Source organism: Nonomuraea sp. PA05, assembly GCF_008086045.1.
Lineage (GTDB): Bacteria > Actinomycetota > Actinomycetes > Streptosporangiales > Streptosporangiaceae > Nonomuraea > Nonomuraea monospora.
Window position 1 is genome coordinate 38,570 of the sequence record NZ_VSEY01000016.1, and the last position, 17,288, is coordinate 55,857.

Here is a 17,288-nt window from a genome sequence, read left to right on the forward strand (position 1 = left end):
CGCCATGACCTCGAAGACCACGCCTGAGTCTCCCCTGCCGATCCGTACGGTCCTGCAGATGGTGGGCGGCTGGATCGGCAGACTCGGCACGGTCTGGGTCGAAGGAGAGATCACCGACCTGAGCGCGCGTGGCGGCACGGTGTTCCTGACCCTGCGTGACCCGGTCGCCAACGTGTCCGCCAGGGTCACCGCCCCGCGTGGCGTCTACGAGGCGACGGTGCCCCGGCCGTCGAACGGCGCCAGGGTGGTGGTGCACGTCAAGCCCGACTTCTGGGTCAACAGAGGCTCGTTCGCGTTCACCGCGCTGGAGATGCGCCCGGTCGGCGTGGGCGAGATGATGGTCAGGCTGGAGCGGCTCAGGCAGTTGCTGGCCGCCGAAGGGCTGTTCAACGCCGACAGGAAGCGGCGGCTGCCGTTCCTGCCGGGCACGATCGGGCTCATCTGCGGCCGCGAGTCGGCGGCCGAGCGCGACGTGCTGGAGAACTCGCGGCGCCGCTGGCCGGCCGTGCGGTTCAAGGTCGAGGAAGTGGCCGTCCAGGGGCCGTACGCGGTCACCGAGGTGACGGAGGCGCTGCGCAAGCTCGACGCCGACTCCTCGGTGGAGGTGATCGTCGTCGCCCGGGGCGGCGGCTCGCTGGAGGACCTGCTGCCCTTCTCGGACGAGACGCTCGTACGCGCGGTGGCCGCCTGCCGCACGCCCGTCGTGAGCGCCATCGGCCACGAGCAGGACAGCCCGCTGCTCGACCTGGTGGCCGACGTGCGCGCCTCCACCCCGACCGACGCCGCCAAGAAGGTCGTGCCGGACGTCGGCGAGCAGCTCACGCTGGTCCGCCAGCTCCGCGACCGTGGCCGCCGGGTGCTCAGCGGCTGGCTCGACCGGGAGATGTCCTGGCTGACGTCCGCACGTTCGCGTCCCTCGCTGGCCGATCCCGTACGCGAGCTGGAGCGCCGGGCCGAGCAGGCCGAGGCGCTGCGCGACCGGGCCAGACGCTCGCTGTCGAGCTCGCTCGACCGTGCCGCCGACGACCTCACGCACCTGCGTGCCCGGCTCGTCGCCCTGTCGCCGGCGGCCACGCTGGAGCGCGGCTACGCCATCGTCCAGCACCCGTCGGGCGAGGTCGTCCGCCTGGCCAAGGACGTCACCCCCGGCACGCTGCTGACCATCCGCCTGTCCGACGACCGCGTGACGGTCCGCGCACAGGAGCCGGACGAGGCCGCGGAAGCCTGACCCGCTTCACCACGTGCGGAAGCCGGACGGGCGCACGGAAGCCCGACGCGCCCCGCGCCCGCAGACCCGGGTGACGACGCGGCGTCCTCACCCGCTTTCTCCGCATCCGCCCTCGGCGCGGGCGGCGGCGGGACTACCGTTCGCCCATGAGAGCACTCGTGCAGGTCGCCCAGCACGCTGACGACCTCGACAGAGCCACCGCCTTCTACCGTGACGTGCTGGGCCTGCGGCACATCGCCACCTACCGGCCGCCCGGGCTGGCCTTCTTCGACCTCGACGGCGTCCGCCTGCTGATCGAGGAGAGCGCTCCGCCGGCCGTGCTCTACCTCGCCTCGGACGATCTCGAAGCGGACGTGGCGCGGCTGCGTACGCACGAGGTCGCCTTCGTCGAGGAGCCGCACCTGATCTTCACCGACGACGGCACGTTCGGCACGCCGGGCAAGGAGATCCGCATGGCCGCGTTCCGCGACTCGGAGGGCAACCTGCTCTGCCTCATGACGTGACGCGTACGACCAGGGTCTCCAGGCCTGCCTTGATCTGCTCGACCGTCATGCCGCGTTCCTGCCGCTGGGAGGCGATCAGGTGCGCGCTGACCGGCGCGAGCAGCGCGTCGGCCAGGTACGCCGCGTCCGCGCCCGGGCACGCCTGCGCGAGCAGCGTGGCGACATGGAGATGGTGCACCTGATAGGGGCCGATGTAGCGCTTGCCCGTGCCGCCTTTCTCCAGCAGCAGGAACAGCACCTCGTTCGCCAGCTTCAGATCGACCAGCGCGTGCAGGAACGCCACGATCCGATCACGGGCGGGCGCCCCGGGGCCGAGCGGTGGCGGCCCGGACAGGAACGCCGCCTGCAGCCGCCGCTCCCGCTCGTCCATCAGCGCCAGCAGCAGCCCGGTGCGGTCGCCGAAGCGGCGGTAGACGGTGCCCACGCCGACGCACGCCTCGCGGGCGACCTCGTCCAGCGAGAGATCGTCGGTGCCGCACTCGGCGACCATCCGCGCCGCCACCTCGATGATCTTCTGCCGGTTCCGGGCGGCGTCCGCCCGCTCCGGCTGGGGCTGCCCGACGATGGGCAACGATCGACGTTCGCGCACGGGCGCAGCATACCGGTTGTAAGCGGAGAACTCTCCGATTAAGCTGGGGTAAGCGGAGAGTTCTCCGATTGCCTTGAGGAGCCGAGGATGCCCAGCGATTTCAACCAGCAGATCATCGAAGAGTTCCGCGCCAACGAAGGCCGGGTCGGCGGCATGTTCGAAGGCTCGCCGCTGGTGCTGCTCACCACCACGGGGGCCAGGAGCGGCAAGTCCGTCACCACCCCGGTCATGTACCTGGCGGACGGGGACCGTTACGTCGTCATCGCCTCGAACGCCGGCGCCGACCACCACCCTGCCTGGTACCACAACCTGCGGGCCACGCCGGAGGCCACGGCCGAGGTGGGGACGGAGCGGTTCGAGGTGAAGGCCGTGTTCGTGGAGGGTGTGGAGCGCGATCAGCTTTACGCGCGGATGGTGGAGCAGGCGCCCGGGTTCGCCGAGTACGAGGCGGCCACCAGCCGTCGCATCCCGGTCGTGGCCCTTCTCCGCACGTCCGCCTGACCACCCGGCCACTCACGGCCCGCCCGGCCCCGCGCCCCAGCGGGTCCGCCACGGGCGGCTCCAACCCGAGCGCTGGTGCGGGGGCACGGCGCTGGGGTTGCGATGCGGAGCCGTCCGATGCGGCGCCGTCCGCGGCACGGCGAGCGCTGCGGCACGGCGAGCGCTGCGGCGCCGTCCGATGCGGCGCCGTCTGCGGCACGGCGAGCGCTGCGGCGCGGGGCACGGTGCTACGGGCTGCGCGGTGAGCGGGTGCCCACCAGAGCGGGCGCGCTGGTGCGGCGCGGGCAGCGGAGGGCGCGGGTACGGCGCGTGGCGCACGCGCGGCGGCGCGGGCGCGGCGCGCATGACGCAGGCGCGGCGGGGCGGCGCGGAGCGGGGCGGGCGCGGCGCGCATAGCGCAGGCGCGGCGGCGCGGGGCACGATGCGGCGAGGCCCGTCCAGAGCGGGCCGACCACCTCCTGGCAGAAGCCGCCTAGAACGGAGCCTCGGCCGAGTGCCCCGCGCTGGGGTCGGAGCGCCGGGCCATGGCCGCGGCGAGCTTCACCCGAGCCCCCTGCAGCCACTCCTCACAAACAGCCGCCAGCTTCTCCCCCCGCTCCCAGAGCTCGATCGACTGCTCCAGCGTCAGCCCCCCGGTCTCCAGCCGCCGCACCACCTCGGTCAGCTCCTCGCGGGCCTGCTCGTAGGACGGGGTCTTCTCGCCTGTTTCCTCTGCCACGGCCACCACCCTAGACGCGCCCGCCGACAACCTCAGCCTTTGGGCCGCTGCTGGAGCTGCGCCGCGAGCTGGCCGAGTTCGGTCCAGTCGGCGGTGCCGGTGACGACGAGGGTGACGTCGGGCAGGACGCGCACCAGTGACCGCTGGTTCTTGTCCTCGCGGAAGCGCTTCTCCCAGGTCACGTCGCCGATCTGCTGGGTGCCCTGGTTCTCGTTGGTGTTGGTCATGCGGTTGGCGAAGCCGGCCGCCGGCTGCTCGTTGCTCTGGGCGAACATGGCGTGCTGGCGGGTGGCGGTGGCGTAGCCGAGGTAGAGGACCTGCGCGCCGTTCTCGCCCTTGGCGATCCGGTTGCTGTTGGGCACCCAGTTGGCCGGGTCCTGTCGTGGGGCCCAGACGCCGAAGGGCACCGTGTGGCCGAAGTTGGCGACGGTGATGGAGTAGTCGAGCCGCGGGATGTGCTCCTCGCGGCTCTGCGGGGTGACCAGCAGGAACAGCCCGGCTCCCGCGAGGCACACGAAAAGGGCTACCGCGTAGCCGTACAGACCTTGGGTGAACCGTCGCACAGTTGGCGAGGTTACCCGTTGGTGGGGGTGGTCGCCGAAGTGGCCGGGTGGATCTGCCCGATGATGGCCAGAACCTCCTCCGCCAGCGCGCGGTCGCCGGAGCGCACGACCTCGGACACGGCCGCCGCCAGCGCCCCGGTGACGACCACGACGAGGGCGGGCTCGTCCTCGAACAGGGCGGCGTTGCGCTGGGCCCAGACGCGCAGCCGGTCGCGCATCACCACGTCGAAGCCGGGCGGCCCGTCGCCGCGCAGGAACAGCGCGGCCAGCTCGCGTTCCTCCAGGCACCCTTCCAGGTACGCGCGGGCGGCGCCGACGAACACGCGCATGGGGTCGCCTTCGCCGTCGGCGCGTGCCTCGCGGACGGCCCGCTTGGTCCGCTGCGTCTGCCTGGCCTGGAACTCCTCCCACAACGTGAGGTAGAGGTCGGCCTTGCCGGAAAAGTGGTGGTAGAGGCTGCCCACGCTGGCGTCGGCCCTGGCCACCACGTCCGTCACGCCGGCCTCGGCGAAGCCCTTCGAGACGAAGATCTCTCTGGCGGCGGCGAGCAGCGAGCTGCGCGTGGCGGCGCCACGCTCGGACGTACGCGGCTGGGCGACCGCATTCTCCACATCAGGGCTCATACGGGATCTCCTCCACGGCGGGGGCGCCACGCTCCATGTTGGAGGCAAGATCCTTGGCGCGCACAGGGTATGACGCAAATTCCGTTCCTGGTGAGCAGATTATCCCCCTCCAACCGGGAAGAGACCGGCAACTACGATCGAGGGAGATGTCCCACGAGGAGGGCCTGTCATCATGTCCGACCAGACTTCCGTGCCACCGGCGCTCGCCACCAGCGAGCACGCCCCTGATCGAAACCTGGCGCTGGAGCTCGTCCGCGTCACGGAGGCCGCCGCGATGGCGGCCGCCCGCTGGGTCGGCAGAGGTGAGAAGAACGGCGCGGACGGCGCGGCCGTGAACGCCATGCGCCAGCTCATCAACACCGTGTCGATGAACGGCGTCGTCGTGATCGGCGAGGGCGAGAAGGACCACGCCCCGATGTTGTTCAACGGCGAGCAGGTCGGCGACGGCAGCGGCCCCGACTGCGACGTGGCGGTGGACCCGATCGACGGCACGCGCCTGACGGCGCTGGGCATGCCCGACGCGGTGTCGGTGATCGCGGTCAGCGAGCGCGGCTCGATGTACGACCCGTCGGCCGTGTTCTACATGGAGAAGCTGGTCACCGGCCCCGAGGCGGCCGACGTGGTGGACATCGACGCCCCCGTGTCCGTCAACGTCAACGCCGTGGCCAGGGCGAAGCACTGCTCGCCGTCCGACGTGACCGTGGTCGTGCTCGACCGGCCCAGGCACGAGCGGCTGGTCAAGGAGATCAGGGAGACGGGCGCGCGGATCAAGTTCATCACCGACGGCGACGTGGCGGGCGCGATCATGGCGGCCCGCGCGGGCACCGGCATCGACCTGATGATGGGCATCGGCGGCACGCCGGAGGGCATCGTGGCGGCGTGCGCGCTCAAGTGCCTGGGCGGCGTGATCCAGGGCAAGCTGTGGCCGCGTGACGACGCCGAGCGGGCCAAGGCCGTCGAGGCGGGGCACGACCTCGGCCAGGTGCTCACCACCAACGACCTGGTCAGGTCGGACGACGTGTTCTTCGCGGCGACCGGGATCACGCACGGTGAGCTGATGCAGGGTGTACGGTTCCGCGCCGGCTCGGCGGTGACGGAGTCGCTGGTGATGCGGGGGCGGTCCGGCACCATCCGCAAGATCGAGAGCGAGCACCAGCTCTGGAAGCTGCGTGCGTACAGCGCGATCAACTTCGACACGGCGGGATAGGGCTCGGCGACACCGCTCGCGGCAGGGCCGCTCGCCGGGGACGTCAAGGGGCGCCACGAGTTGGGGCTGGGCGAGGCGCCACCGGACGGCCCGCCACCGGGCAGGGCGCCGCAAGACAGGGCGCCGCAAGGCAGGGCGTCACCGGGCGCGGCGCTGCCGGGCGGGGCGCACCTGGCGGGCCGGGCGAGGGCGCCACCTGGCGGGGCGGCACCTGGCGGGCCGGGCGAGGGCGCCACCTGGCGGGCCGGGCGAGGGCGCCACCTGGCGGGGCGGCACCTGGCGGGCCGGGCGAGGGCGCCACCTGGCGGGGCGGCACTTGGCGGGGCGAGGAGCGGGCTGGGCGAGGGCGGCACCTGGCGGGGCGAGGAGCGGGCTGGGCCCCGCCGAGCGGGGCGGGGCTGGAAGGGGCAAGATCGCCAGACGGCCCGCCAGCGAGCGGGGCCGCCGCAGAGCAGGGCGGGGCTGGGGTCAGCGGCGCCGCTTGCGGCGGGGTGGTTCCTTGACCTTGACGTCGCCCGCGAAGTTCGTCGTGCGCACCTCCACGACCGGCGCTCCCGGCTCGGTGGGCTGCTTGGTCAGGCGGACCGTCTTGTCCTTGGCCACCCTGATCACCTCCAGCCCCTCGGGAACGTGGATCTCCAGCCCGCCGAAGACGAGGGTGGCGTTGATGATGATCCGCCGGTTCTGCAGGATGGCGTCGCGGAAGTCGAGCTTCGTCGTGCCGAACATGGCGGTCACGCCCAGCTCGGCCGGCACCACCCAGCGCCCGCCCCGCTGCTCCTGCTTGAAGATGGCCGAGACCGGCCGGCCGTCGAGGTTGAGCGGCTGCTGGTCGGCGGGCAGCAGGTCGGTGGTGAGGGCGGCGAGTTCACCGAGGGTGCGCGCGGAGTAGAGCACGCCGAGCCGTTCCTCCAGCTCGTCGAGCGTGAGGCGGCCGTCGGCGTGGGCGTCCTGGAGCACCTGGGCGATGCGTTCACGATCGGCGTCGGACGCGCGCAGCTCGTGCGGCGGCGGCACGTCGTCGGGCGCCGGGGGACGGCGAGCGGACACCCATTCCTCGGCCAGCCGCTCGCCGACTTCCTGCAGCTTGGGCAACCACGATCCCGCGCGTTCGTTCACACTTCTGACGATATCCGGCTCTCGCCCAGTTCGCTCGTGCCGAATGACCCGGTGTCACCGGATTCCGGCCAGAACACCGGGCATCTCCTTCACGAGGTTCTCCGTCACGTCGGCGTGGCGGTACCTGTGGTGTCCGGCTTCTCATGAATTTCTTAGGAATCTCCGTGCGCGCATCGCCGTTGTCCCGGCAAAAGTGTCCGTAAGGGAGGTGTGCGTGCATCAACCGGCGCGGTGGGGTCTCGGCGCGGCAGCCGCGGGCAGCCTGGTGATCCTGGGCCTCGATCTGACGAGCTTCGACGAGACGAACCCGTTCAGGAGGACCATCAGCGAGCACGGCCTGGGCCCCGACGGATGGGTCTTCGGGCTCGGGGTGGGGTTGCTGGCGGCGGGTTCGCTGGCCATCGGCGTGTCGCTGGCGCGCAAGAGGCTGGCCGGGGTCTTCGGCACCTTCGCGCTGCTGGGCTGGAGCGTCGGGCTGTTCATCACGGCCTGGTTCGAGAAGCACGACTGGTCGGTCGGGCCCAGCCTGAGCGGCAGCATCCACCGGGTGGGCAGTTTCGTGGCCTTCCTCTGCCTGCCGCTGGCCGCCGTGATCATCGCGCGCCCGTGGCGGCACCGGGTGCGGTCGAGGGCCACGCTGGTGGCGTTCGGGCTCGGGATCTGCTCCGTGCTCTGGGTGGCCGGCATCGGCGCGGTGATGCTCGTCGCGTCCGGCAACGGGTTGCCGTGGTACCGGGTCATGCCGCTGGGGCTGGTGGAGCGAGGGCTGGCCGTCACGGAGGTGGCGGCGCTGCTGACGCTCGGCGTGTGGGCCGCCACCGAACGGCTGGACGGCACACCAGAGCTCGCCGCCGAACGGCTGGACGGCACACCAGAGCTCGCCGCCGAACGGCTGGACGGCACACCGGAGTCCGCCGCCGAACGGCTGGACGGCGCGCATGAGCCCGCCGGTCAGGGGCGCAGCGCGGCGATGAGGTCGTCCACGTAACCCTGGAAGACGGCCGCCATGTCCACCTGCTCGGGGTCGATCAGCCACTGCGTCTGCAGGCCGTCCATCATCGCGATCAGCCGGTCGGCGTGCGCTTCCGCGTCCAGTTCGGCCTTGAACTCGCCGCGTTCCGCGCCTTCGCGCAGCGCACGCGCCACCATCGCGCGCAGCCGCCGGTAGCGCCGTTTCGCCCAGTCGTGCCCGGGATGTCCTGGGGTCACGGCCTCGCCGCTCATCACGGAGAAGAGCTGCACCAGGCCGGGCACCCGGGAGTTGTGCTCGACCACGCGCACCAGGGCCCGCAGCGCGTCCACCCCGCCCGCCGGTTCGAGGTCGAACGTGCGCGTGTCCAGCTCGTCGCGGTAGTCCAGCACCGCGAGGAGCAGCACCTCCTTGGTCCTGAAGTGGTGCAGCAGCCCGGCCTGTGACAGCTCGGCCCGCTCGGCGATGCGGGCCAGCGACGCGCCCCGGTAGCCGTGCTCGGCGAACTCCAGCAGCGCGGTGGCCAGGATGCGCTCCCTGCGCGCCGCACCGGTCGCGTAGCCCCGTCTCACCGCGGCAGCCTACCTCTCACGCCGCTGCCGGCGGACGACCCGCGCTCCCGCCCGCGGACGACCCGCGCTCCCGCCCGCGGACGACCCGCGCTCCCGCCGACGGACGACCCGCGCTCCCGCCGACGGACGTCCCGCGCTTGTGCTGGCGGACGACCTGGGGCAGCCGTTAACCTGACCGCGCCTCACGTTTGATTCCCCCCCCGATCAGGAGGCCGTTGTGCCGTCCGCGCGTGATCGCCAGGCCCGTGTCGCCACGTACGTCGTCTACGCCGTCCAGGGCCTGTCCTTCGCCTCGTTGCTCATCCAGGTCGCGAACCTCCAGGCCAAACACCAGCTCGACGAGGGCTCGCTCACGCTGTTGCTCCTGGTCGTGCCGGTGTTCGCCGGTGTCGGCAGCGTGGCGGCGGGCTCGTTCGCCGCCCGCTTCGGCAGCAAGCCGCTGTTGCGCATCGCCCAGCCGGTGGTGGCCCTCGCCGTGATGCTGGCCGGACTCGCGCCGAACGTGCCGCTGCTGCTGCCGGTGCTGCTCCTGTTCGGGGTGGCGGTGGGCGCGGTGGACGCGGGCATGAACATGCAGGGGGTGGCCGTCGAGCGCAGGTACGGCGTGGAGGTGCTGAACGGGTTCCACTGCGTGTGGAGCGTGTTCAGCCTGGCCGCGGCGCTGTGGGCGTCCGGTGCCGCGGGGCTGCCGCTGCCGGTGATCATGAGCGTGCCCATGGTCCTCGCGGTGGCCGGCTCGCTCTACGCCGGGCGCGACCTGTGCACGCGCGAGGAGGAGAAGGTCGAGGCCGCGGGCGCGCCCGTCACCGGCCGCTTCCCGTGGCGGCCGATCATCCCGCTCTGCCTGGCCATGGGCTTCCTGTACGTCGGCGACGCCGCCGTGTCGAACTTCAACACCGTCTACATGAAGGACGTGCTCGGCGCGAGCCCCGCCGTGATCCCGCTGGCCTACGCCGCCTACCAGGCCACCACGCTGGCCGTCCGGCTCGGCGGCGACTTCGCCGTGCGGCGGTACGGCCCCGCCGCCATCGTCAGGATCGGCGGGGTGATCGCCACGATCGGGTTCCTCGGCGTGGTCCTGGCCCCGACGCAGCCGCTGGGCATCCTCGCGTTCGGGCTCACGGGCGTGGGATTGTCGGTGGTGGCGCCGCAGTCGTTCTCGGCGGCGGGCAAGCTGGACCCGGCGGGCACCGGGGTGGCGATCGCCCGGGTGAACCTCTTCAACTACGTCGGCTTCATCGTGGGGGCCGCGCTGGTGGGCGGGATCGCCGACGCCGCGGGGATGCGGGTGGCGTTCGCCGCGCCGCTGGTGCTGGCCGCCGCGATCATCGCCCTGGCCCCCGGCTTCGAGCCCAAGCGCTCCACGGCCACCACCTGAGCGACAGTCCCCTAGCGCCGGACTTCGGCCACCTCGACGGGACGGCCCTCACGCAGCGAAAGGTCGGCGGCCTCGGCCACGTACAGCGCCTCCAGCGCGTCCTCGATCGAGCACGGGCTCTCGCCGCCCCGCAGGAAGGCGTCGAGCTCGGCCCGGTAGGCGGTCTCGAAGCGGGCCACGAAGTCCGGCCATGGCGACTCGACGCCGGGCAGCCCCTCGGCGCTGTGCAGAGGAGCGCGCGGGCCGAGGCCGACCGCCTGGGTGCGCCGGGTGCCCGCCAGCTCCATGCGCACGTCGTACCCGCCGCCGTTGTACCGCGAGCCCTGGAGGGTGGCCAGCGTGCCGTCGTCCAGCATCAGGAGCGCGGCGCTGTTGTCCACGTCGCCCGCCTCGGCGAAGAACGCGGCGCCGCGGTTGGCGCCCCGCGCGTAGACCGACACCACCTCACGGCCGGTCACCCAGCGCAGGATGTCGAAGTCGTGGATGTGGCAGTCGCGGAAGAGCCCGCCGGACAGCGGGATGTAGGCGGCGGGCGGCGGCGCGGGGTCGGCCGTGACGAGGTGCACGCGGTGCAGCTCTCCCAGCTCACCGGCCCGCAGCGCGTGCGCCGCCGCCACGTAGCCCGGGTCGAACCTGCGCTGGAACCCGATCTGCACCCGGTTGCCCGCCCGCGCCTCCAGCACCTTGACCGTGTCGCCCACCGTGCCCGCCACCGGCTTCTCGCAGAAGGCCGGGACGCCCAGCCGGCACGCCTTCATGATCAGCTCCGCGTGGGTGCTGGTCGGGGTGGCGATGACCACGGCGTCGGCCTCGAAGGGGTCGCCGGGAGCGCCGTGCGGCGAGCTGCGTACGGGATCGCTCACGATCAGCTCGTCCACCAGCGGATGCCCGGCCAGGGTCGCGGCGTGGAAGGCGCCGATCCTGCCCAGCCCCAGCAGTCCCACACGCATGGCGCCCTCCCCTTCGCCCGATCAGGCTTTCTTTCTAAGCGAGCGTTTCTCCCTCAGTCAATGGTTTGTCCTGACATGCGGACCTTCAATCCGCGCACGGCCTCGGCCGCCTTGTGCGCGGGCAGCCGCGCGAACCCCACCACCACGGCCGGCGGCCCCGGCAGGTCCCGCATCGGCCCCACCGGCTCGGCCGACATGCCCAGCACGCGGGCCGCCGCCACCGTGCGCCCCTCGTTCCAGTCCGGCGGCAGCTCCAGGTACACGTGCAGCCCCGCCTCGATGCCCTTGACCCTGATCTGGGGCAGGTCCGCGGCCAGCGCCGCGACCAGGGCATCGCGGCGGCGGCGGTACTCCCTGCGCATCCGCCGCAGGTGCTTGTCGTAGCCGCCGGTGCGCAGGAAGTGGGCCAGCGCGTACTGCTCGATCACCGGGGAGCCCAGGTCGAGCTCGCCGCGCGCCCGGCGGATGGCCTCGGCCAGGCCTGGCGGGGCGGCCACCCAGCCGAGCCGGAGGCCGGGAGCCAGGGCCTTGCTCACGCTGCCCGACAGGATCACCCGGTCGGGCGCCAGGCCCTGCAAGCAGCCGACGGGGTCGCGGTCGAAGCGGAACTCGGCGTCGTAGTCGTCCTCCAGGACGATCCGGCGGCCCGCGTACGCCCACTCCATCAGCGCGGCGCGGCGCGGCGGCGAGAGCACCACGCCGGTCGGGAACTGGTGGGCGGGCGTCACCAGCACGGCGTCGCCCGACAGCTTGCGCACGTCGAGGCCCTGCTCGTCCACCGGCACCGGCACCAGGTGCGCGCCGGCCCGCCGCAGCAGCGGCACCTGGCGGTGGCTGGTCGGGTCCTCGACGGCCAGCCGCAGCACGCGCTGCTGGGTCAGCACGTGCAGGGCCAGGCTCAGCCCCTGCGCCACGCCGCCCACGATGACGAGCTGCTCGGGGCGCACATCGGCGGCTCTGACCCGCCTGAGGTAGGCGGCCAGCTCTTCCCGCAGCTCAGGCACGCCGCCGGGGTCCCCGTAATCGAGGGCGTCCGAGGGTACGGTGGTCAGGACATGCCTGACGGCCGCGAGCCAGCGTTCACGGGGGAAGTGGCCCAGGTCGGGGGAGGTAGGGCGATGACCGTAGTACGGGGGGACCGCCTGGGCGCCGGGCGCCCGGCGGGCCGGCGCGGGCCGGGGACGGACGGAGTCGCGCGGCGCGGGGGCGGCGCGGGCGGCGTTCTTGGGGGTGACCTGGGTGCCGACGCCCACCCTGGAGACCAGGAAGCCCTCGGCGACCAGTTGCTCGTACGCCTCCACGACCACTCCCCTGGAGACCTGGAGGTCGGTGGCGAGGTCGCGGGTGGCGGGCAGGCGGGTGCCCGGCGTGAGCCGCCCGCCGCGGATGGATTCACGCAGCTCGGACGCGATCTGCCCGGCAATGCCCCCCTTCCCACGATTTATCGAGATATGGAGGTCGGCCATATTGGTCCTGTCTCCCGCTGGGGCATTGGACTGTTTGTGCGAACCATTGTCTCCCTAGCATCCTTCGCATGAGAAACGGCATTGTGGGCGCCGCCGCCGCCATGTTCCTGGTCGGAACGCTGGCCGGAGTCTCCGGGCTCGTCGGCGCATACCCCATATACGGCGGCCAGGCGGTTCGGTATCTCGTGGCTTCGGTCATCCTGCTTGTCATAACGAGAGTGCTGGGCCTGCGGTTCGTCCGCATGACCTGGCGCGAGACGCTCTGCCTGCTCGGGCTGACGCTGCTGGGCCTGGTGTTCTTCAACGTGTGCGTGGTGGAGTCCACCCGCGCCTCAGGCCCCGCGCTGGTCGGCACCGTGCTCGGCACCGTGCCGCTGGCCCTGGCGCTGGCGGGCGGCAGGCCGGCGCCCCGGCTGCTGATCGGGGCCGGCGTGGTGGTGGCGGGCGCGACGCTGGCCACGGGACTCGGCAGCGGCACCCCGGAGGGCCTGCTGTGGGCGCTGGGCGCGCTGGTGGGCGAGATCAGCTTCTCCCTGCTGGCCATCCCCCTGCTGCCGAAGCTGGGGCCGATCCGGGTGTCGGCGTACTCGACGACGCTGGCCGTGCCCATGCTGGCCGTGGTCGGGCTGCTCGACGCGGGGACGGGCATGCTCAGGGTGCCGACGCTCCCCGAGACGCTCGGGTTCGCCTATCTGGCGGTCGTGGTGACCGTGGTGGCGTTCTTCCTCTGGTACAACTCGCTGCCCAAGCTCGGGCCAGGGCGGGCCGGGCTGTTCGCGGGGCTGATCCCGGTCGCGGCCATCGTCACGGGCGCGGTTCTGGGGGTGGCCATGCCCACGACGTACGACCTTCTCGGCGCGGGGCTGGTGGTCACCGGCATCCTGATCGGCCTGAGCGCGGAACGCTCGGGAGCCAAGGCGGCGGTACGGCCGTCCGAGGCCTGACGGCCATCCCCTCCGTTCGGTGCGCGTAATCTCTTGAGCGACCGAAAGGATGGACATGGGCGAGTTCGACTACACCGACCTGCTGCCGCTTGGAGCCGACGAGACGGAATACCGGCTGATCACCTCGGAGGGGGTGCGGAAGGTCGAGGCGGCCGGGCGTACGTTCCTCGAAGTCGACCCCGAGGCGCTGCGCCTGCTCACCGAGACGGCCGTGCACGACATCTCCCACTTCCTGCGCGCCTCGCACCTCGCCCAGCTCCGGAAGATCGTCGATGACCCCGAGTCCAGCGGCAACGACCGCTTCGTCGCCCTCGACCTGCTGAAGAACGCCTCCATCTCGGCCGGCGGCGTGCTGCCCATGTGCCAGGACACCGGCACCGCCATCGTCATGGGCAAGCGCGGCCGGCACGTGCTCACCGACGGGCGGGACGCCGAGCACGTCTCGCGCGGCGTCTACGACGCCTACACCAAGCTCAACCTGCGCTACTCCCAGATGGCCCCGCTGACCATGTGGGAGGAGAAGAACACGGGCGACAACCTCCCGGCCCAGGTCGAGCTGTACGCCGAGGACCCGAACGGGCACCCCGACGAGTACAAGCTGCTGTTCATGGCCAAGGGCGGCGGGTCGGCCAACAAGTCGTTCCTGTACCAGGAGACCAAGGCCGTGCTCAACGAGAAGCGCATGATGGCCTTCCTGGAGGAGAAGATCCGCTCGCTCGGCACGGCGGCCTGCCCGCCGTACCACCTGGCCATCGTCGTGGGCGGCACCTCCGCCGAGTACGCCCTCAAGACCGCCAAGTACGCCAGCGCCCGCTACCTCGACTCGATCCCCACCGAGGGCTCCCCGTCCGGGCACGGTTTCAGGGACCTGGAGATGGAGGCCAAGGTCTTCGAGCTGACGCAGAAGCTGGGCATCGGGGCGCAGTTCGGCGGCAAGTACTTCTGCCACGACGTGCGTGTCATCCGCCTGCCCCGGCACGGCGCCTCCTGCCCGGTCGCCATCGCCGTCTCCTGCTCCGCCGACCGCCAGGCCCTCGCCAAGATCACGCCGGAGGGGGTGTTCCTGGAGAAGCTGGAGACCGATCCGGCCCGCTTCCTGCCCGACACCACCGACGAGCACCTCTCCGACGACGTCGTCTCGATCGACCTCAACCGCCCGATGCCGGAGATCCTCGCCGAGCTGAGCAAGTACCCGGTCAAGACCCGCCTGTCGCTCACCGGCCCGCTGGTCGTCGCCCGCGACATCGCGCACGCCAAGATCGCCGAGTTGCTGGACGACGGCGGCGAGATGCCCCAGTACCTCAAGGACCACGCCGTCTACTACGCAGGTCCCGCCAAGACGCCGGAGGGCTACGCCTCAGGCTCGTTCGGGCCGACGACGGCGGGGCGGATGGACTCGTACGTGGCGCGCTTCCAGGCGGCGGGCGGCTCGATGGTGATGCTGGCCAAAGGCAACCGGTCCAAGCAGGTCACCGAGGCCTGCCAGCAGTATGGCGGCTTCTACCTGGGCTCCATCGGCGGGCCCGCGGCGCGGCTGGCGCAGGACTGCATCAAGAAGGTGGAGGTGCTGGAGTATCCCGAGCTGGGGATGGAGGCGGTGTGGAAGATCGAGGTCGTGGACTTCCCCGCGTTCATCGTCGTGGACGACAAGGGGGACGACTTCTTCACCGACAGGACCGGCCCTGCGCTCACGATCGGCCGGCGCTGAGGTGACACCCGCGCCGTGAGGCGGGGGGCTGGGCGCCGGGAGTCAGGCGCCCAGGCGCGCGGGCCGGACGGCCACGCGGGCGGGAAGGACGGCGGGATCGGGCGCGCCGGTCGCCGGCGCGTCTCGCCCCGTGCCGGGCCCGGTGACCCGGGAGGTGCTCACGCGGCCACCGGGGCCCGATGCGGCGCCACGACGCTGCCGTCGGGCAACAGCAGACCGGTGTCGTCGAACAGCACGACGCCGTTGCAGAGAAGGCTCCAGCCCTGGTCGGGATGGGCCGAGATCACGTGCGACCGCTCACGGTCGAGGGAGTCGGCACTGGGGCAAACGGGGTTGTGACTGCACATGGCGCACCTCTCAGATTGCGCTCCGGGTTGCGGATCTTCAAAAGGGCAGCGTGCGCCCTGACGGTGTGCGGAGGTCCAGTGCGGCTCTGGTCGGCTTCTTCGGCCGGCGGCGAACCTGGGTCTGGCGCATCCTCATCACGTCCTTAGTGGTCTGACTTCATCGGTGGGACCTCGGGCGTTCTGCTCTCAGTCTGACGTTCGTCACCGACACTTTCGTGGATGACCGCCGGCGAGGAGCCCGCCTTCTTTCCTGGTCCTAACCATGCCCCCGTCCCCTTACGGCACCCTTACAAGTCGCTGACGGCTCCCCGTGCTTCCTGTCAGTCAGCCTGCCGTACGCCTGAATGTCCCCTACCAGGCATCATGCACAAATATTCGGCAAGCCGTTGTGCCGATGGGCACATAGGCCCGATGAGCTGCGAAAACGTACATTGAGTGGTCGCGCGGGACAAGCCGGTCCACGGCCCTGCGCGGGCCGCCGGGCGCGTAGGGCGCCGCGCGGTAAATATCGGGCCGAGCGGTGCCGGACGCGATCCCGGTGTCCCACGGGGTCGACGGGACGGAGGCGCGCGTACTACCTTCGGTATCGCGGCGTCCGACCGGGGAGCACGACGAGAAACCACGGGGTCTCAACCGGGAGGATGCGGCCAGGAGGTTTGCTGACGTGACGAGTCAGGCGGGTTGACTTAAGTTCGCAACAAATTATCGGCCCCGCCTCTACTGGTCGGTTTACGCAAATAGGTAAGCTGCCTGGCATGCGTGCGCCCTCCGGTTACCTACTCGCCGCGCGCTATCGGCTCGTGGAGCCGGTTGGTCGCGGCGGCATGGGCACCGTTTGGCGGGCACATGACGAACTCCTCGACCGCGACGTGGCGGTCAAGGAAGTGCGGTTGCCGTCCGTGCTCGACGAGGAGCTGCGCGCCGAGCTGTGCGCGCGCACCGAGCGCGAGGGCCGGGCGACCGCGATGGTCGCGCACCCCTCGGTGATCACCGTCTTCGACGTGGTCACGGAGGACGACCGGCCGTGGATCGTGATGGAGCTGCTGCGGGCCAAGTCGCTCGAACAGCTCATCCAGGAGGAAGGACCGCTCCACCCGCGCAAGGCCGCCGAGATCGGCCGGCAGATCCTGGGCGCGCTGCGCGCCGTGCACGCCAAGGGCATCCTGCACCGCGACGTGAAGCCCAGCAACGTGCTGGTGACCGAGGACCGCGCGGTGCTCACCGACTTCGGCCTGGCCGCGCTCGAAGGTGATGTTTCCATCACCCAGGCGGGCATCGTTCTCGGGTCGGCCGGATACATCGCTCCAGAGCGCGTGCTCGGCTCGAAGGCCAGCCCCGCCGCCGACCTGTGGTCGCTCGGCGCGACCCTCTACACCGCCGTCGAGGGCAGGGGCCTGCACGGCAGGCGTACGGCCGCCGCCGCGCTCGCGGCCCTGACCAGCGGCGAGCCGATCCCGATGACCAAGGCGGGCCCGCTGGCGCCCATCCTCGACGCGCTGCTGCGGATCGACCCCGCGACCAGGCTCGACTCCGTGCGCGCCTCGCTCATGCTGACCAGGGTCGCCGCGGGCGGCTCCGCCGAGGAGCCGCTGACCCCGCGCAGGCCCGCGCGCCCCGCCTCGCCGATCCCCCTGCCACAGCCCCCTTTCGTGCGCAGGCCCGCGCACCGCGGGCTGCACAGGGCCGACCCGCCGGCGGGCGCCGTGAACGTGCCCTCGCCCCGGCAGGAGCGTAAACCCGGCGAGGGCGTGCACAGGAAGCGCGTGGAAGCGCGCCCCGCGCCGTCGGCTTATGCCCGTTTCAAAGCGACGGTGATAAAGTTGTGTCTTCCTCGGCGGTTCTGGCCAAGAGAACTTCGCAAGCGAGGGTAAAGCACTTCCCAAGCGAGAATCGATATCTTCT

The 17,288-nt window shown here is 71.8% G+C and carries 18 protein-coding genes; 9 read left to right on the forward strand and 9 right to left on the reverse strand.

Features of this window, described 5'->3' with window-relative positions; all coding sequences use genetic code 11:
• The first annotated feature begins 4 nt into the window (after nucleotides 1–4).
• Both xseA and FXF51_RS24835 read left to right on the forward strand, forming a co-directional pair.
• Nucleotides 5–1,228, forward strand: a complete 1,224-nt coding sequence (gene xseA, locus FXF51_RS24830) for an exodeoxyribonuclease VII large subunit (RefSeq protein WP_148437063.1) — start codon at nucleotides 5–7, stop codon at nucleotides 1,226–1,228.
• A 146-nt stretch (nucleotides 1,229–1,374) separates the two neighbouring features.
• Nucleotides 1,375–1,731, forward strand: coding sequence for a VOC family protein (locus FXF51_RS24835; RefSeq protein ID WP_148437064.1), 357 nt, complete (start codon nucleotides 1,375–1,377; stop codon nucleotides 1,729–1,731).
• On the opposite strand, the gene FXF51_RS24840 is transcribed toward FXF51_RS24835, so the two are convergent.
• A complete protein-coding gene (locus tag FXF51_RS24840; RefSeq protein ID WP_148437065.1) occupies nucleotides 1,721–2,320 on the reverse strand; it encodes a TetR/AcrR family transcriptional regulator in 600 nt (199 codons plus the stop codon). The two genes, FXF51_RS24835 and FXF51_RS24840, sit on opposite strands and share 11 nt — an antisense overlap.
• Nucleotides 2,321–2,407: 87 nt before the next feature.
• On the opposite strand from FXF51_RS24840, the gene FXF51_RS24845 reads away from it, so the two are divergent.
• A complete protein-coding gene (locus FXF51_RS24845) occupies nucleotides 2,408–2,821 on the forward strand; it encodes a nitroreductase family deazaflavin-dependent oxidoreductase (RefSeq protein ID WP_148437066.1) in 414 nt (137 codons plus the stop codon).
• 472 nt (nucleotides 2,822–3,293) lie between these two features.
• Here FXF51_RS24845 and FXF51_RS24850 read toward each other — a convergent pair whose 3' ends face one another.
• Genes FXF51_RS24850 through FXF51_RS24860 form a run of 3 tightly spaced genes read right to left on the reverse strand, consistent with a single transcriptional unit; the run spans nucleotide 3,294 to nucleotide 4,725 of the window.
• Nucleotides 3,294–3,539: an exodeoxyribonuclease VII small subunit gene (locus tag FXF51_RS24850; protein ID WP_148437067.1), complete on the reverse strand. Its 246-nt coding sequence runs from the start codon at nucleotides 3,537–3,539 to the stop codon at nucleotides 3,294–3,296.
• Nucleotides 3,540–3,571: 32 nt separating this feature from the next.
• A complete protein-coding gene (locus FXF51_RS24855) occupies nucleotides 3,572–4,102 on the reverse strand; it encodes a DUF4245 domain-containing protein (protein WP_148437068.1) in 531 nt (176 codons plus the stop codon).
• An 11-nt stretch (nucleotides 4,103–4,113) separates the two neighbouring features.
• The gene (locus tag FXF51_RS24860; RefSeq protein WP_148437069.1) at nucleotides 4,114–4,725 is read right to left on the reverse strand and encodes a TetR/AcrR family transcriptional regulator; all 612 of its coding nucleotides are present in this window, start codon (nucleotides 4,723–4,725) and stop codon (nucleotides 4,114–4,116) included.
• A gap of 172 nt (nucleotides 4,726–4,897) precedes the next feature.
• Between FXF51_RS24860 and glpX the strand changes: the two genes are divergently transcribed.
• The gene (gene glpX / locus FXF51_RS24865) at nucleotides 4,898–5,932 is read left to right on the forward strand and encodes a class II fructose-bisphosphatase (protein ID WP_148437070.1); all 1,035 of its coding nucleotides are present in this window, start codon (nucleotides 4,898–4,900) and stop codon (nucleotides 5,930–5,932) included.
• 468 nt (nucleotides 5,933–6,400) lie between these two features.
• Here glpX and FXF51_RS24870 read toward each other — a convergent pair whose 3' ends face one another.
• A complete protein-coding gene (locus tag FXF51_RS24870) occupies nucleotides 6,401–7,051 on the reverse strand; it encodes a DUF1707 domain-containing protein (RefSeq protein ID WP_187414551.1) in 651 nt (216 codons plus the stop codon).
• A 214-nt stretch (nucleotides 7,052–7,265) separates the two neighbouring features.
• On the opposite strand from FXF51_RS24870, the gene FXF51_RS24875 reads away from it, so the two are divergent.
• Nucleotides 7,266–8,039, forward strand: coding sequence for a DUF998 domain-containing protein (locus FXF51_RS24875; protein ID WP_187414552.1), 774 nt, complete (start codon nucleotides 7,266–7,268; stop codon nucleotides 8,037–8,039).
• Here FXF51_RS24875 and FXF51_RS24880 read toward each other — a convergent pair.
• Nucleotides 8,003–8,593, reverse strand: a complete 591-nt coding sequence (locus tag FXF51_RS24880; protein ID WP_148437073.1) for a TetR/AcrR family transcriptional regulator — start codon at nucleotides 8,591–8,593, stop codon at nucleotides 8,003–8,005. The two genes, FXF51_RS24875 and FXF51_RS24880, sit on opposite strands and share 37 nt — an antisense overlap.
• 217 nt (nucleotides 8,594–8,810) lie before the next feature.
• Between FXF51_RS24880 and FXF51_RS24885 the strand changes: the two genes are divergently transcribed.
• A complete protein-coding gene (locus FXF51_RS24885; RefSeq protein WP_148437074.1) occupies nucleotides 8,811–9,971 on the forward strand; it encodes an MFS transporter in 1,161 nt (386 codons plus the stop codon).
• An 11-nt stretch (nucleotides 9,972–9,982) separates the two neighbouring features.
• On the opposite strand, the gene FXF51_RS24890 is transcribed toward FXF51_RS24885, so the two are convergent.
• A complete protein-coding gene (locus FXF51_RS24890; RefSeq protein ID WP_148437075.1) occupies nucleotides 9,983–10,921 on the reverse strand; it encodes a Gfo/Idh/MocA family oxidoreductase in 939 nt (312 codons plus the stop codon).
• Nucleotides 10,922–10,974: 53 nt separating this feature from the next.
• Nucleotides 10,975–12,387, reverse strand: coding sequence for a PLP-dependent aminotransferase family protein (locus FXF51_RS24895; protein ID WP_148437076.1), 1,413 nt, complete (start codon nucleotides 12,385–12,387; stop codon nucleotides 10,975–10,977).
• Nucleotides 12,388–12,455: 68 nt separating this feature from the next.
• Here FXF51_RS24895 and FXF51_RS24900 point away from each other — a divergent pair, with 68 nt between their 5' ends.
• Both FXF51_RS24900 and FXF51_RS24905 read left to right on the forward strand, forming a co-directional pair.
• Nucleotides 12,456–13,331 (forward strand): DMT family transporter, encoded by an 876-nt coding sequence (locus tag FXF51_RS24900; RefSeq protein ID WP_148437077.1) that lies wholly within the window; start codon nucleotides 12,456–12,458, stop codon nucleotides 13,329–13,331.
• 55 nt (nucleotides 13,332–13,386) lie between these two features.
• Nucleotides 13,387–15,039: a fumarate hydratase gene (locus tag FXF51_RS24905; RefSeq protein ID WP_148437078.1), complete on the forward strand. Its 1,653-nt coding sequence runs from the start codon at nucleotides 13,387–13,389 to the stop codon at nucleotides 15,037–15,039.
• Between the two features lie 158 nt (nucleotides 15,040–15,197).
• Here FXF51_RS24905 and FXF51_RS24910 read toward each other — a convergent pair whose 3' ends face one another.
• Complete coding sequence (locus tag FXF51_RS24910; protein ID WP_148437079.1) at nucleotides 15,198–15,386, reverse strand: DUF5999 family protein; 189 nt, start codon at nucleotides 15,384–15,386, stop codon at nucleotides 15,198–15,200.
• A gap of 755 nt (nucleotides 15,387–16,141) precedes the next feature.
• Here FXF51_RS24910 and FXF51_RS24915 point away from each other — a divergent pair.
• The gene (locus tag FXF51_RS24915) at nucleotides 16,142–17,257 is read left to right on the forward strand and encodes a serine/threonine-protein kinase (protein WP_148437080.1); all 1,116 of its coding nucleotides are present in this window, start codon (nucleotides 16,142–16,144) and stop codon (nucleotides 17,255–17,257) included.
• The last annotated feature ends 31 nt before the right edge of the window (nucleotides 17,258–17,288 follow it).

Coding starts and splice junctions, on each gene's coding strand:
- xseA (WP_148437063.1), top strand. CDS start 5: ATGACCTCGAAGACCACGCCTGAGTCTCCCCTGCCGATCCGTACGGTC.
- FXF51_RS24835 (WP_148437064.1), top strand. CDS start 1,375: ATGAGAGCACTCGTGCAGGTCGCCCAGCACGCTGACGACCTCGACAGA.
- FXF51_RS24845 (WP_148437066.1), top strand. CDS start 2,408: ATGCCCAGCGATTTCAACCAGCAGATCATCGAAGAGTTCCGCGCCAAC.
- FXF51_RS24860 (WP_148437069.1), bottom strand. CDS start 4,725: ATGAGCCCTGATGTGGAGAATGCGGTCGCCCAGCCGCGTACGTCCGAG.
- glpX (WP_148437070.1), top strand. CDS start 4,898: ATGTCCGACCAGACTTCCGTGCCACCGGCGCTCGCCACCAGCGAGCAC.
- FXF51_RS24890 (WP_148437075.1), bottom strand. CDS start 10,921: ATGCGTGTGGGACTGCTGGGGCTGGGCAGGATCGGCGCCTTCCACGCC.
- FXF51_RS24895 (WP_148437076.1), bottom strand. CDS start 12,387: ATGGCCGACCTCCATATCTCGATAAATCGTGGGAAGGGGGGCATTGCC.
- FXF51_RS24900 (WP_148437077.1), top strand. CDS start 12,456: ATGAGAAACGGCATTGTGGGCGCCGCCGCCGCCATGTTCCTGGTCGGA.
- FXF51_RS24905 (WP_148437078.1), top strand. CDS start 13,387: ATGGGCGAGTTCGACTACACCGACCTGCTGCCGCTTGGAGCCGACGAG.
- FXF51_RS24910 (WP_148437079.1), bottom strand. CDS start 15,386: ATGTGCAGTCACAACCCCGTTTGCCCCAGTGCCGACTCCCTCGACCGT.
- FXF51_RS24915 (WP_148437080.1), top strand. CDS start 16,142: ATGCGTGCGCCCTCCGGTTACCTACTCGCCGCGCGCTATCGGCTCGTG.